The sequence below is a fragment of the Paenibacillus fonticola DSM 21315 genome (assembly GCF_000381905.1).
GTDB lineage: Bacteria > Bacillota > Bacilli > Paenibacillales > Paenibacillaceae > Fontibacillus > Fontibacillus fonticola.
Map to the genome: position 1 here is coordinate 2,951 of NZ_KB907245.1, position 15,682 is coordinate 18,632.

Annotated in this window: 9 protein-coding genes and 1 riboswitch; of the genes, 1 reads left to right on the forward strand and 8 read right to left on the reverse strand. The window is 42.1% G+C overall.

Annotated elements, in window-relative coordinates:
* From G358_RS33590 to ant(9), 6 genes are all read right to left on the reverse strand, one after another.
* Positions 1-243, reverse strand: a 243-nt coding sequence (locus tag G358_RS33590) for a hypothetical protein (RefSeq protein WP_205621499.1), incomplete at its 3' end; no start/stop codon positions are given.
* A gap of 129 nt (positions 244-372) precedes the next feature.
* A complete protein-coding gene (locus G358_RS0100025) occupies positions 373-807 on the reverse strand; it encodes a GtrA family protein (RefSeq protein WP_019635138.1) in 435 nt (144 codons plus the stop codon).
* Positions 797-1,807, reverse strand: a complete 1,011-nt coding sequence (locus G358_RS0100030) for a glycosyltransferase family 2 protein (protein WP_019635139.1) — start codon at positions 1,805-1,807, stop codon at positions 797-799. Before G358_RS0100030 ends, G358_RS0100025 begins: the two co-directional genes overlap by 11 nt.
* Positions 1,808-1,908: 101 nt before the next feature.
* A complete protein-coding gene (locus G358_RS29170; protein ID WP_019635140.1) occupies positions 1,909-5,943 on the reverse strand; it encodes a phospholipid carrier-dependent glycosyltransferase in 4,035 nt (1,344 codons plus the stop codon).
* A 264-nt stretch (positions 5,944-6,207) separates the two neighbouring features.
* Positions 6,208-7,581, reverse strand: a complete 1,374-nt coding sequence (locus tag G358_RS0100040; protein ID WP_019635141.1) for an NCS2 family permease — start codon at positions 7,579-7,581, stop codon at positions 6,208-6,210.
* Positions 7,582-7,783: 202 nt separating this feature from the next.
* Positions 7,784-7,883, reverse strand: a riboswitch (purine riboswitch).
* Between the two features lie 369 nt (positions 7,884-8,252).
* The gene (gene ant(9) / locus G358_RS0100045; RefSeq protein WP_019635142.1) at positions 8,253-9,029 is read right to left on the reverse strand and encodes an aminoglycoside nucleotidyltransferase ANT(9); all 777 of its coding nucleotides are present in this window, start codon (positions 9,027-9,029) and stop codon (positions 8,253-8,255) included.
* 307 nt (positions 9,030-9,336) lie between these two features.
* On the opposite strand from ant(9), the gene G358_RS0100050 reads away from it, so the two are divergent.
* Complete coding sequence (locus G358_RS0100050; RefSeq protein WP_019635143.1) at positions 9,337-10,572, forward strand: hypothetical protein; 1,236 nt, start codon at positions 9,337-9,339, stop codon at positions 10,570-10,572.
* A 799-nt stretch (positions 10,573-11,371) separates the two neighbouring features.
* On the opposite strand, the gene G358_RS0100055 is transcribed toward G358_RS0100050, so the two are convergent.
* Positions 11,372-14,470 (reverse strand): type I restriction endonuclease subunit R, encoded by a 3,099-nt coding sequence (locus tag G358_RS0100055; RefSeq protein WP_019635144.1) that lies wholly within the window; start codon positions 14,468-14,470, stop codon positions 11,372-11,374.
* 12 nt (positions 14,471-14,482) lie between these two features.
* Positions 14,483-15,682: an AAA family ATPase gene (locus G358_RS0100060; protein ID WP_019635145.1), complete on the reverse strand. Its 1,200-nt coding sequence runs from the start codon at positions 15,680-15,682 to the stop codon at positions 14,483-14,485.

Consider the following 15,682-nt stretch of genomic DNA (forward strand, 5'->3'; position numbering starts at 1 on the left):
TGTTGGTGTTGGTGTTGGTGTTGGTGTTGGTGTTGGCTCCGGTGTCACTGTCGGTGTTGGCGTTGGTTCCGGTGTTGGCTTCGGTGTCGGTGTTGGAGCTGGGCACCACCCGAGCGACTCAATTTCCGGTTCGTTTAAATTTTCTTGTAGTCCATCTACCGTTGCAAATGCACTGTTCCCTGTGCCGAGTGTTAATCCGGCAACCAGCGTCGCAGTAATAACTGTCCTGGCCCTGCTCCTCATTAGCCCCACTCCAATACGATAATAATCACACTTCCTCAATATAATTTATTGATCTTCCTCTACGCATATGCCTATCTATTAGTTATTTGCTATGATTAAATTCTCATCTAATAAAAAGGACAGCATCTTCTACTCTTCCTGTAAATAAGCCTGCTTGGTGAACACCCACTTCCGGTTCCCATAAAAATTTACAATAACCGTAAATCCAGTAACCATTAGCTTCGCTGTCAGCGGCGGTATTCCACCCACAAAAATAAACAGATGCAGCAGTAACAACGTTAAAGCAAGAACAGCCACATTTAGAGCTCCGAACCGAACGAACTGCAAAGTATTAACAATCCCGTTTTTCGGCGATCCTGACTTTTCGGTAAAAGTAATTTTTTTATTCATCACAAAACTGTTCGCTGTACCGGCGGTGTAAGATACAACCTGGGCCCATACACTTGCCATCCCTAAAAAAAGCAGCAGCGAAAATAAAGCGAAATCAATAACGGTGTTCACAAGCCCCACTGCATTGAATTTCAAAAATTGAACCGCAAGGCGCCCCCATCCTTTATCCGGCATACCCTTCCACCTGTTCCCTCATCCCTTCTGGCACATAGGAAGGCTTAACAATGACGCTTTCCCCCTTGTTTTGAAAACCAAGTGTATCGGAAACGATATATAACGGCCTTCCCTTGGACTCATCATAGATCCTTCCAATATATTCGCCCATCACGCCAAGCAGCATCAGAACGATCCCGTTAAAGAACAAATTAATCGCAACGATCGATGCCCAGCCGGGAACAGTCCCGATTTCAAACCACTTCTGAAACAAAACAACGAACAAATAAACAAAACTTGAGATCGATAGAATAACGCCAATATATGAAGCAATTTTTAACGGTTTATGTGAAAAAGAAGTAATTCCGTCTGCGGCGAACGATATCATTTTTCGCAGAGGATACTTGGTTACGCCCGCAAAACGCTCATCACGTACGTACTCCACGCTCGTCTGCCGAAAGCCGGCCCATCCGACAAGTCCGCGAACGAAACGATTTTTCTCCTTTAATCCCTTCATCACTTCGCACACTTTCCGGTCAATGAGACGAAAATCTCCGGTATCGAGCGGAATATCCACCTGGGTCATGCTGCCCAGCAATCGGTAAAAGAGTAGTGCCGTCACTTTTTTAAATACGCTCTCTCCTTTACGCTTAATCCGTTTACCGTAAACAACCTCATAGCCTTCCTTCCATTTGCTGATCATTTCTAAAATTAACTCGGGAGGATCCTGTAAATCCGCATCAATAATGACAACGCAGCGGCCTGATGCATAATCCATTCCAGCACTGATCGCTACCTGATGACCAAAATTTCTGGAAAATTGGACCAGTTTAACATGGGGATCTTTTTGACAGATCGCTGCGACAATTTCCACAGTCCGATCCCGGCTTCCATCATTTACGAAAATAATTTCATATCCTTCCCCTGTACAATCCATAACCTGTTTTAGACGGGTATACGTGTGCTCGATTACTTCCTCTTCATTAAACATCGGCACGACAACACTGCAGCAGATTTCCATAACTGCCCTCCTTAATTTCTGAACTGCCTCTTCCGTTCTTGATATTGAACTAGGACGCATTTAAATTAAACGGCATCTGACCAGTCACAAATATCAGCTATTTAGAATACCCATGTCGGGAACCATTTTAGAACATACTTAACGTAATCCGCGTTCACCTCCATGCCTGACAGTACGGGGTAAAACATGATGAACAACGCTACAGCTGCCCCGAGGTACGCATACCTTATGGGTTTGAATTTCGGCCATTTCTTCTCGGCAAAACTCGCCACGTACACAATTGCTGCAATCAGAAACGGCACCATGGCAAAATAGTGATACAGGAATGTCTCGCGGGTAACGAGCATCCACGGAACGTACTGAGCGAGAAATGCAATCCAAATCACATATTTCCCCTGATCTCTGCACTTTATGGAAAGCCAGAAGGTGGCTGCCATGGCGAGAATCCCGCTCCACCATATTAGCGGATTGCCTATAGTTACAATGCTGGATACGATCCCCGAGGCCAGACCGTCGGCTTCGCCTTGCGCACTATAGAACCATACCGGTCTTTTCATTAACGGCCATTCCCACCAAGAAGAAGCAAAGGGATGACTTCCCACGAGTCCGCTATGATAATCGAACATATCTTTTTGAGCTTGAATCAAGCTTCCGATCGTAAAACCTTCTTCCGTCGCCGTTAATGCAGGTATATAACTTAATGTGTAAATTAAAGCGGGGATCAGCACAAAGAAAACGACACAAGAACTTAAAGTAAGAATTATCTTCCTCGCAAATGTACTTTCAATGTCCAGATATAAATCGCTATATTCCGTTTGTTCATTCTCACCTGCTGCACTGAGTTTACGTTTGACCGCCGCATATTCCCTGTACCGGGTAAACAAGGAAATGGCTAACATGACAGCTAGACCCGCACCGCCGTATAACACGATCCATTTCGCAGATATCCCGATTCCGAAAAATAGGCCCGCCCAAAACAGCGGAACGAACGTCCTTCCCAAAGGTTGCTTAAAGAAACTCATACGGAGATAGCGATTCATCCAGTAGAACATCAGCAGGATAAAAAATACGGCATAAACATCAATTGTCGCTATACGAGTCTGGGCAAAATGCATAAACTCAGCGGCAATAAGCACAATAGCCATAACAGCAAATTTTCGCTGCGAAAATAACTGGAGAGCAAACCGATAAATGAGCGGCAGCATCGCTGCGCCAAACAATGTTCCAACAATGCGCCAGCCCAAAGGATTGAGGCCGAACAATTGTATGCCTGCTCCAATGAGCAGCTTTCCAAGCGGAGGATGCGTCGTCTCGTACGGCGGCAGTTGCTGCCAATATTCATATGCCGTTCTTGCATGATATATTTCATCAAAATAAGTGCTGTTTAAAAAGCTCGGAGAATAACTAGCTGTGGACGGTTCATCAAATAACGAAGCATACTCTTCGACTGCCATTGTTTCACCGGCATCATCAAAAATGCCCGTTATACGGATCAGCCTACGGCTTCCGGCTTCATAAAAAGCCATCTCATGCAAAGATAAGCCCGCTTCATCTACCGTAATCCGCGCATATCTCGCTTCAGTTTCAATAGGCTGGCTCTTCCAGGCAAAGACGTCCCCAACTTCCCCCTCGAGGTTAACCGGCTCCCCCCATTCATACGGTGTGTTTCCGAAGTCCAGCCTAAGCTTGCCTACGGAAACTCCGCCGAAATAATTCACCCTTTCCACAGCTTTAACTTCACCGAAATCAACGTAAAAGCTAGTCGGTGCGCCTGGCCTCCACTCTGTAGCAGGTGCCCGGGCCGAACCCAATTGAAATAAAGCAACTATTGTATACAGCGCAGTAACGAGCCCTATCCATAGCCAGTCTTTTTTCTGAAGTCGAATGTGTTGGTCAGCCTCTCGTGAACTAGGGGGCCTTAGCCCTTTCAGCAGTAAGGCGTCGGAAGCTTCCCGCTCCTCTTCATCTCGTGGCTTGATTGGCAGCCGTCTTCTTCGCACATAGATTTGGAAGCCTAAATACAGCATATATACTAGCAAACATACGTTAGTAAGAGAGCAAAGCAGTAAAATACCGTCATCGTCCGGACTTGTACCTAAATTCAAATATCCCAGAACGTAAGCTACATTAATGAACTGAGTCAGACTGAATCCAAGAAATACGTAGAGCAGCCGGCGGTCTCGCGACTGAATGAAGCTGAACAGGCACAGCAGCAAGGCTGGGAACATATAGCGCTCATGCATTTTAGTGCCCAGAACGAACATGATGGCAATTAGCGAGAGGGCAATGAAATACAATTTGGACAAGTCTCGTCCGCGTTTTCTCAGAAAAATGTAGCAGGCATAGGCCACGGCCCCTAAGATAAACAGCGTTCCCCACGTACGAAAGGACAGCAGCAGCCAACGATGATCGAGGGGGGCCCAATTATGGCCAAAAAGCGCATATAAATTAAACGCATTTACCGAGGCATACGGATATGATGCCAGTGTTGTTTTGTATAAATCGATGAGCCCGGAAACCCCTCCATTGTTCCAAAAAAACGGGAGGGCAAGCAGGCTAAATACTGCTGCACCCAGCAGTAAACTAACAGCGGTACGCCTCCATGACCGAAAATAAATCAGGGCAAGCAGCCATACCGGAGTGAAAATAAAAGTCTGCGGCTTAATGATTGCAGCAATCGCGAACCATATTGCTGAACGCTCCAGCCTGCGTTCACTTAGAGCCGTCAAGGAGCTGATAAGGAACAATACATAAAACGCATCTGCCTGTCCCCAGCCGGCGGAATTGACAATTACAGCGGGGTTGAACAAATACAGCATGGAGAGGGCCAAGCCAAGCTTGCTGCCGAATTTATGATGAGCCGCACGGTAAACGAGATAGCCGGCAACAATATCAGCAACGATCGCAGGGAGCTTGAAGAGCAGCATCGCGCCTGGCGTACCGAAATCCCAGCCAAACCAATCGCGAATCAAGCCAAGAATATACAGCACGTAAATATAACCGGGCGGGTAATCGGCGAAAATGCCTTCTGTGTAAAATCCAGCCAAGCCCCGTGCCACCGCATGCTGGGCCCAGCCCATAAACGTGTTCATATCCGTCTCATAACCGCGTACGATCAGCCCGATCCAAATACGCAGCAAAAACCCCGCAGCAAGCGCAACACCTATCCAGTGTTCATAAAAATTACGGCGATCCAGGGGATGACTCTGACGGATCATTTTTTGATATAACCAAGCGAAGAGCAAACTGAATGCGGCTGACCACATCATGATCGGCAATACCGGTACCTGCTCTCTTCCCTCTGCGGCTGCTATATTCGCCGCATCTTCTGCCGCTTCTGCCTCATCTGCCAATTCCCCGCCGCCCGCCGCAACACCACCACTCCCACCATCTGCTACAGACTGCAGCTGTAAATCCATACTCGTGTCAAGCGGCAGGAGTGAAGCACCCTCTGGCAAATAGTCGATTCTCTCAACACTCACATCATCAAACAGGGCTTTACCGGAATTAAGCCTCCCATATCCGCCGATGGCTGCGGCGATATTGAGCTCTTTTTGCTGCGGCCCGGTTATTCCGTAAAACTGTACCTTTTTCCACTCGGAAGAAGACTCATTAATATGTGGAAATATCCCGCCAACCCCAAGCGGGAACAAGTTGGCTCCAATCTCACCGTCCCCGAGGCGCAGCACTTTAATCCAGCCAGAAATCACATAATAACTGCTTGGCTCAACCGGGATGCTTTGAACCCATTTGGCATGATCCGGCTGTGAACTCTCAATCCAGGCAGCTCGATTTCCTGCATGCGCATCATCTTGGCTGACTCCGAATTCGCTGATTCCTTCTTCTTGTTGCCAGCGATTCGTCTCCCAAGTTTCCGGCACTTCCGAACTTCCCTGCTCAAACCCCGGATTCTGCACAAGATTATGGTCTGGAGCTTGAAGCTCCTCCCCTTGCGGACCCACTAGTGATGCAGCGTGGAACGTACTTAGTGCACCACTCCCGAGCGGGGCATAAAGCGAATAAAATGCGTTGACCCCTAGTGAAGAATTAAACCCATGAACCCCTGGCGGCAGTACTACAAACAGCAAACTTCCGAGCACGAACAGTAAAACTGCCCGCATAGCACGACTTGGCATGTCCTATTTCACCTCATACGGGATTGGTTGAGCCAACACTCGTTGATAATACCTAGCAAATAAATCATATGTTTGTACCAAATATATGTACGAATTCAAAGATTATGACTGCATTAATAGATTCACAACAAATGGGCCTGCATAGCTGAGAGGCTGGGTAACCGAGGCAGTTGCGAAAGGCGCTTCATAAAAAACTCCATGAAAAAAGACCAGCCACTAAAGTGGCCAGTCTCATTTAAATGCAATATGATACTGCAAAATTCGTTATTCTGCTCCCAGGAAAATATAGCGGCAAAGTACAAGTATTGCGAGCACCCACATTAACCAGTGAACTTTAACCTTCTTCGTCGTAAAAATGTTGCTGCATGCGCCAAGAACAACATACGAGATAATACCAGCCGAAATACCGTTTGCGATACCGCCTGTAAACGGCATAAGTACAATCGTCAGGAACGCAGGGAATGCATGAAGGAAATCGTCCCACTCGATATTGCGGACTTGACCCATCATGAGCACACCAACGATGATCAGTGCTGGCGCTGTTGCTGCGGAAGGCACCACGCCTGCAAGAGGAGCGATGAACAGCGCAAGCAGGAACAATACGCCTGTCGTTACAGCTGTAAGTCCGGTACGTCCGCCTTCGGCAACACCAGCCGTACTTTCAACATAAGAAGTGATCGTGCTCGTACCGAGAACCGCACCGGCACTAACGCCAGCAGCGTCAACCAGCATCGCTTTACCGATCTTCTTCTCGCCTTCTTCTTTATTTTTCATCAGTCCAGCACGCGTTGCTGTGCCTACCAAAGTTCCAAACGTATCGAACAATTCAACGAAGGTGAACACTAATACGATTTCAAACAATCCCAGCTTGAGCGCGCCCATAATGTCGAGCTTGCCGACAGCCAGCTCATTTACATTCGGGAACCAGCTTGCACCGGACAGTCCGCTAACATTGGTCACACCCATTGGAATACCGATCAGCGTCGTTGCCACGATACCGATCAGCAATGCGCCTTTAACGCGAAGCGCCATAAGAATGGCGATCAGGATTAGACCGATCAATGTTAACTGCACACCCGAGTTGTGTACGAAATCGCCAAGTCCCAAGTTGAAAAAGCTTCCTGGCACCTGATGCGTAAAGTCTTCAACAGGGCCGTTCAATTTAATACCGATGAGGTCGCTCATTTTGAAACCGATAATGGCTACGAAAAGACCGATACCGACTGTAATGGCAGACTTAATGCTTTCTGGCACTGCCACAAGGAGCATTTGACGAATTTTCGTCACCGTAAGGATCAGGAAGATAATACCTGAGATGAAGACAGCACCCAGAGCCGCTTGCCATGTAATTGCTCCGTTAGAGCTGAGAACGACGGTCATGAAGTACGCATTCAGACCCATACCAGGGGCAAGCGCAATTGGAATGTTAACGAACAATCCCATGATGATCGTAATCAGACCCGCACCAACCGCAGTAGCAAAAAATACACCGTCTGAAGGGATACCCGCACCACCCGGGCCCAAGAACAGATTGTTCACGAACAGGATGTAAGCCATCGTCATGAACGTTGTAACACCTGCAATAATTTCCGTTCTTACATTTGTGCCGTGTTCCTTAAGCTTAAAGAACCGATCCATGGTTTATAATTCCTCCTTAAATTGAGTCGGGAACGACAAAAAGCCCGGAGTGAGTTTACCATCCCCGGGTCCCGTGCTGAGCAGAAGATACTGAGAACCGCATTTTCAGACGATGGTCTGTGGTAGAAATTTCAATGACATGTGGCCAACCGACCGTGTCATGAATAAAGCATTCTCCACCCAGAATTCCATCTGATAGCATGTTCCGCGTTCTTCTTTTCGTAGCTAGATCATTACGGTGACCTCGTAGAGACTTCCGGGCCAATCCCCGGAATTATACGAAAAGCATCTATTTGAATTTGTCGAATTTTCCCGTACAAGTCTTGTTTCAAAGACTTATTACATGACTTATTCTAGGCTTGAAGTCTCAGCTTGTCAACAGAAAAAGCGAATGTTTTTTTAACCAATCACTACAATTGTTCGTGATTTGTTAAATTTTATTCGACAGTATTATTTTAAAATTGACAAAATTCGCTTTCTCAAGCAAAAAGAGTACTAAGAACCACCCAAAGCTGAACGCCCCGAACGGTTCTTTAATCATTTTTCTACATTTCTTGTCCTTACCTGCGTGTCATTTGCCTAATGCTTTAACTCAATTCAGATTTGCGAAAATTTTTACTCTTCAGCGCTGCATATCTGCATGCATTGTTATCGCTTGTCTGAGACCATACTCAGCTACTAAGATAAGATTCTACAGAATTTCTCATATGATTAACGAGTGCTGCCACCTCGGAGTCCAGTCCTTCCCACTTATCAACATACTCTCCCCGATAGGCTTTTCGAGCCAAATCAAGTAAAGCCGCATGTTCTTTAGGCAACCGGGATATGGCCCATTCTGCAGCCACATCTTTTGGTGAGATTTCACCAACAGCCGATGTCAGCCACATTCTCGCCAAGGTTAAAATTACGTTACGTTCGTCACCCTTGACACCCTCAATTAACCCCGACAAAGAATCCCTAATCGCTCTGCGAATATCTGTCATTGGCACGGGGGCAAGTATATCTGAAGCATCCGGACCAAAAAGAGCAACGCTATCCTTTCTTACCTTTGCTAAAACAATAGCCAAATCAGGGTCATAAGTTGGTTCCTGAATTTGTCCTTTCTCAAACTCATCCCTAAGCCACTCACCATAGATAAATTCGTTTTTTGGCGGATAACGCCAGGGTACAACATCTCCATAGTTGATCACCGTGACTTCAAGTGGTCTCACAGAATCTATATTTCCTATCTTTCCAGATATAAGCATCAGTCTGTCCGTCAGTTTTCTTCGAGTCAATTCGGTTAAACTATGATTTACGACCACTAGGACATCTACATCACTGTTAATGTGCAAGCCACCAATTACGGCAGAACCAAATAGATATACCGCGACTACCTCACTGCCAAGCAACTCTTCTACAACTTTTAATGCTCGAATCGCTTCCTTCGGTATTTTTCCGTTATTCAAATCGCTCTCACCTACAAACTCCTCTCGTCATTAAAGATGTAATTAGACGTTTACGCGATGACATTTCTTGTAAGCTAAATTGCGAAATTCTTGTTTCATTGAAATGAACAAAAATAACTTAGGTAGCATAATTTTAGGACAGGGTTATAATTAATTGCTTAATTATTGAAATACAAAACTTAATCGCATTAAAAAAATAGAACAATAAAATCAGCGTCACGCAAAAGATCAAGGCGTGTTCTTATTTAAAGTTTCAATGCTGCCGATATTACAAATATATCATTTAATGGATAATGGGGGTTATGAAATGTACGTGATCAACCAGAAACTCATTGCAGCGCTGCTTGCACTTTTCATGCTGCTGGGCTGCCTTGCAAATACGGCCATGGCAGCAGATTCAAAGAAGATATCCTTAGACGTCATTAGCAACTATACGAGCCTGATTCCCGGACAAAGTGTCATGGTTGGGGTAAGAATCTCTACTAAGGAGCTTCCAGATGACATGGGACTGCGAGCGGCAAAAATTATTTTAAGCTATGACGAAAGCATTTTTACGACGGATGGTAACATACGTTTTGACGAAACCCTTGGAATGGATGTATGGAGAGGTGACACCTTTTTCATTCCTTCTAGCAATAATGATTATAGTATTGAGACTCCATATCCTATGGATATCGATCCTACTGATGGCAGGAAAGAAGTGACCATATCCGTATCCGCTAATAACGGTAAACTTATTCGAGCTACCTCTGACGAAGCCTTTGTATCATTTTTTCTTACGGTAAAGGAAGGCATCTCAAGTCAAAATACCTCCATCAAAATCCAATCTGCCCTATTGGAGGATCATTCAGGAAAAGCTATTCAGAACTTTGCCGCAACATCTGCGGACATCCTCGTCGACATTCCGAAAAGCATTGACGTCGTCAGGGGTACTCTCCCACCAACTGCAGATCCATTCAAGGTTAGCGTAGATATAGGCATAGAATTGAATGCTCTGGCTAATTTCGATAACGGCGACACGGCCTATGTCACCGAAATGGTGACGTGGCAATCTACGGACACTCAGATTCTTAAAGTTCATTCCCCAGGGAGTATTCGGACAATCGGATTGGGAACAGCTGCGGTAACCGTTACGCTTGGTTCCATAACCGGGAAGCATGACATTACTGTTCTTTCTCCAACAGATCCTGAATTGAACGTCCAGGAGGAAGCCTATGTCATCGTAACATACATCCCCCCTTCTCAAAGGGAAACACTCTACCAGGAAATACCGGTCACCGTCAATGGCAAGGTTGCAACATCAGGACGTATGATAGAAGGGAGCGTCTACGTGCCATTACGGTCTACCAGTGATTTACTCGGGGTTAAAGCAGGCTATGACAGTTCCAAAAAAGCTCCGACAATCAACGGCACTACCATTAAGGAATTCAAAATACTTTCGGGATCATCCTACATCAAAGCCAGGGAGATTCCTTCCATTCTTGGTGCAAAGATTATTTGGGACAGCACAAATAAGAGCCTGTCGATAGAATATAATTCCTGAACTTATTCAAATCGTTCCAATGATTTTTAGCATAAAGAAACTCTCTTTTATTTGCTAATCACGCAAATAAAAGAGAGTTATTTTTTACTCTGTCTTTATTCGTATTTACTCCCACTCAACCGTGCGGGTAGGGCTTATAAAGCCTGTTGTTATCACTTTTTCTACGGTGTCTCCACTACCTTGGAGACAGTTTTGGCGACATTCGTTTCGTTTCACCGTTTGATTACCGACAAATGTAAATTGCTTACTAGTTGCAGTTTAAATATTAATAATGCCTGCCATTGATTCGGCAACAGCATCATCAATCCCACGCCACAAATGTGCTCATTGATGAGAAAGCTTACATGAGAATGACGTAGTCCTTTTGCCTGTATTACTGGAGCACCTGCAAGCTTCGCATAACGAGCAATTATTCGAGTAATCGTTGATTTAATCATGGGTAAGCCATCATAGGAGAAAATGAAATACATATTTCCGTGTTGTGCTTGTCGTTCTTTCCATCACGCAACACTTCGAGTGAATCATCATCTAATGCAAGCACCCGTTTTCGATCAACTGTTTTCGTGTGGTTCTTCCGATTGTAATTCTTGCGAAATATATTTTCCTAGTGGGCCTTTCCGAACTATAACGCCTTGAGTCTAATAACCTTTTATCTACGATTAACTCTTTACTAAATTAAAAAAGCGATAAATAAAAAGATGATGATGTAGACTGAAATAATTCTACACCATCACCATTGAATTTTGTTCCTTTAGAAGCAAATCCCAATATTTTGATATTCAACCGCTATTTTAGATTATTAAATCTTTCCTCCCACTCCCTTAAACTTATCTACAAAGGCAGAGATTTTCTGAAAAACGCTCTGCTTTTTCGTTAAATACTGAGGATTAAGAGGACTCATTTTAGGAAGAATTTCATTAAGCTCCGTTCCGTTTTCGCTTGCATATTCTCTCCTTAAAGAATTTAAAATATATCTTTTCGCAGCCTCTTCATTAAGTTTTTCAGTATTAATTAACTCTTCTGCTTCACGTTTTTGCTCAGTTTGAGCAAATGAAAAGAAAGCCTCGATAATACTTGCTTTATCTTGAATACTATCTAAATCAGCTTGGTTGATAAAATCAACAACTAAGCTTTCTTTGGCACGGTTTCCTACACTAGAACGAATTAAGCGGCGAACTTCTTCAACCAAGAATGCTTTATCTTTCACCTTTTTGTTATGCTCAAAAATAAGTTCAAGAATGTAATCTAAGTTAATCTCTTGGGATTTCAGAAGATCTACCTCAAAGACAACATCATCCCAATCAATAGAGGCATTTCCTTTCTCATTTCCAGCTTTTTCACGACGAAACCAATCACGAATATCATTATACGAAGAACGATAATCTTGAATGGCTCTTTCTTCCAACACTTGAGTCTCTTGCATAACAGCTATATCTTCATCCGTTACATAGTGAGTAGCCTTAAAGTCTTCTAAAGCTTTAGAGTCAGTCACATCTACTGTTTGTAACGCTTTTAAAGCTGAATATTCATCATAGTTCTGCAGAATATTTTCGATACGCAAATATTCACCAAATAGTTTAGTAAATTCTTTCTTATCCTTCTCAGTAACAATCTCATCAACATTGGGAAAGCGTTCCTTTAATTCTCTTACTACATCTGAATAACCACGACGGGCTTCACCCGTTGCCACATCAGAGAATCCTTCCATATACTCCTTGTAGCTTTTTTCCAGTACCACATTTTTAGTATTCTTATCCCCAAAAAGAGTAATGGCATCTATGGTTGCTTGTTCTAAATCTCTAAAAGTAACAATATTTCCAAAGGTTTTGGTGGAATCATAAATACGATTTGTTCTCGAAAAAGCTTGTATTAAACCATGGTATCTAAGATTTTTATCAACAAAAAGAGTATTTAGTGTAGGTGCATCAAAACCAGTTAAAAACATTCCAACAACAATTAACAAATCGATCTCTTTGTCTTTTACTCGTTTAGCAAGGTCACGATAATAATTTTGAAACTCCTTACTTTCTACGCCATAATTGGTTTTAAACATCGCATTGTAGTCTTTTATGGCTGAACTTAAAAACTCTTTTGCACTACTATCCATTGCTGAAGGTTCAAAAGTTTCATCCAGAATTTCACCTATCGCATTTTGCTCCTCATTAGCAGCAAAGGAGAAAATTGTCGCTATCTTTAGAGGTTTACTGCTTTCCTGTTGTAAATTATTTAATGTTTCATAGTAGAATTTGGCTGCGTCAACACTGCTCACAGCAAACATGGCGTTAAAACCTTTTCCATTCGCATTCAAACGATGGGTTTTTATTCTAAAATTATTCAGAATATATTGAGATATTTCTTTAATCCGTTCGGGATGCAGTAATGCTTCTTTATTTTCACCTGCCGATAGCTTTTTCTCGTCCTGTTCTTTTTCAATACTTTTGAACTTAGGGCGGACATCGTTATAATCTACTTTAAACTTTAAAACTTTCTCATCTCTAATAGCATCCGTAATGACATAAGAGTGTAACTCTCTACCAAAGACAGAAGCAGTCGTTTCAGAACCTAACGCATTTTCCGGGAAAATAGGCGTACCTGTAAATCCAAATTGATAGAACTTCTTAAACTTTTTTTTGATATTTTTTTGAGCTTGACCAAATTGTGAACGGTGGGCTTCATCAAATATAAATACTACTTGCTTATGATATATAGGTAACTCTGTTTCGTTTTTCATTAGATTATTCAGTTTTTGAATCGTCGTCACAATAATTTTATTATCATCTTTTTCTATGTTACGTTTTAATCCTGCGGTACTTTCCGAACCATTCACACTATCAGGAGAAAAACGCTGATACTCTTTCATCGTCTGATAATCTAGGTCTTTTCGATCTACAACAAAAAAGACTTTATCTATAAAATCCAATTCAGTTGCCAAACGAGCCGCTTTAAAACTCGTAAGCGTTTTCCCCGAACCTGTTGTATGCCAAATATACCCTCCGCTTTCAATGGTGCTCCATTTTTTGGCCTGGTATGCACTCCTAATCTTCCATAATATTCGTTCTGCCGCGGCAATTTGATAAGGTCGCATAACCAGCATGTTGTCGCTCGTATCAAATACGGAATATTTTAGTAGTACACTCAATAAAGTGTCTTTCTGAAAAAATGTAGCTGTGAAATCTTTTATATCTTTAATTAAGATATTATCCGCTTTGGCCCAATTCATCGTGAAATCAAAACTATTCTTGTCACGTTTCGTCGTATTCGCAAAATAACGGCTATCTGTCCCATTAGAAATCACAAAAATCTGTAAATACTTAAATAGAGAGTTCTCAGAATTGAAACTCTCTTTACTGTATCGATGAACTTGATTAAAGGCTTCGCGAATCGCAATCCCCCGCTTTTTAAGCTCGACTTGTACTAACGGCAAGCCATTGACTAAGATCGTAACATCATATCGATTAGCCTGCGTTCCTTTTTGTTCAAATTGGGAAATAACCTGCACCTTATTACGGGCAATATTATTCTTGTCTACTAGGTAGATGTTCTGAATATGCCCATCATCAAAGACAAAGTCATAAATATAATCATTATGTATTTTACGGGTTTTATCAACGTGGTTGTCACTCGGTTTATCTAAATACTGTTCACAAAACCTAAGCCATTCGGCATCTGAAAATTGCGTTTTATTAAGGTCTTGGATCTGCACGCGAACATTCGCAAGCATCTGTTCAGGAGAGGTTAAATTAGGCAAATGCTCATAGCCAAGATTCACTAGATCTTGAATGAGTTCACGTTCTAAATTAGCTTCCGTTTGATAGCCAACCCCTTGTTCTGCTATTTTGGTATATTTATCTAAAACGATAAAATTATTCGATTCTGCGATGGGTTTGTAGTCGCTCATTAATTTCCCCCCTTAATTAATTTTTTTAAACCTATATATTTCATTAATTTCACTAATAAGATGTCTTAAAACATTTTTGTCATCACTTGTTAGCTCAACAATTTCTTCAGCTGAATGCTTTGAATGACTGGATAAGTTTAGAATCCTTTTTACATATGCATCCCGATTTCCTTTAACAGGTAACAACAATTCTGTCCAATCAGAATACCCCAAAAAAGTGGCAGTTTTCTCTAAAATATTTCGAAGAAAGTTAAAATGATATTTATAAACTTGATCAGTTTCAATAGCTTTTTCGATTTCATTTATTAGGAAAAGATGATAAGAAAATGGTGAATCCTTAAGCCGATCTATTAGTTCGTAAGTACCCTCTTCTTTCTTTTCTAGTCTATACCATTTAAAATGTCTACGACTGTTGTAACCTGTACTTCTATCGGAATTACTAAATTCATTAAACAACACGTTATAAAAAAGAGGATTGTGCGTGGTAATAATGAACTTAAGGTCTGTTAATGCAGATGATTTTATTAATCCTGCTAGATTTACTGCTAATTCAATCAGGTGATTATCATCTAATGAAGTTACAGGATCATCTATAAATACATACTCCAGCTGGTTAAACTGATTTGTTTCTCTCTCACTGGGTTCGGCTTCGTTTAATACAGCAATAACTTGTTGAAGTAGAGTATAAAAAACACACCATACAAAGTTACTCTCTTCACCTTTTGAAATTTTAATGTTATTTGAATGCTCATCATTACCACGCTCATATGAAAATACTATTTCTGTAAAAGCTCCTATTGTTACAGTATTACCATCCCTATCTTTGATAGTATATTCTTCATTAAAATGTGGGGTTAATTTATCGTCAGTATAATGTTGAAAATTAGAAATAATATTCCTATCTTGTCCTTGTTCTTCAAAAATCCATCTTGTAAAAGAATTAGGATGGATTTTAAGTTTTGGTTCAGTATCATATTCTAAGTCATTATCCCAATAAAATAAATCTTCAGTAAACGCATTGTAATAAAGTACTTTTTTATCTATTACTTCTAATTCCTCTAACTCTGTATCACCATCTAGTTTAGGTTCAACTAATGACTTAAATTGCCTTGAAAGCCTAGTTTTACCAGTTCCATTAAAAGCATAAATCAGCTGAACTTTTTTATTATTATCTACTAACTGTTGTGCAATCTCATTTAAACTCTTCCCCAT

Coding starts and splice junctions, on each gene's coding strand:
- G358_RS0100055 (WP_019635144.1), bottom strand. CDS start 14,470: ATGAGCGACTACAAACCCATCGCAGAATCGAATAATTTTATCGTTTTA.
- G358_RS0100040 (WP_019635141.1), bottom strand. CDS start 7,581: ATGGATCGGTTCTTTAAGCTTAAGGAACACGGCACAAATGTAAGAACG.
- G358_RS29170 (WP_019635140.1), bottom strand. CDS start 5,943: ATGCCAAGTCGTGCTATGCGGGCAGTTTTACTGTTCGTGCTCGGAAGT.
- G358_RS0100025 (WP_019635138.1), bottom strand. CDS start 807: ATGCCGGATAAAGGATGGGGGCGCCTTGCGGTTCAATTTTTGAAATTC.
- G358_RS0100030 (WP_019635139.1), bottom strand. CDS start 1,807: ATGGAAATCTGCTGCAGTGTTGTCGTGCCGATGTTTAATGAAGAGGAA.
- G358_RS0100060 (WP_019635145.1), bottom strand. CDS start 15,682: ATGGGGAAGAGTTTAAATGAGATTGCACAACAGTTAGTAGATAATAAT.
- G358_RS0100050 (WP_019635143.1), top strand. CDS start 9,337: ATGTACGTGATCAACCAGAAACTCATTGCAGCGCTGCTTGCACTTTTC.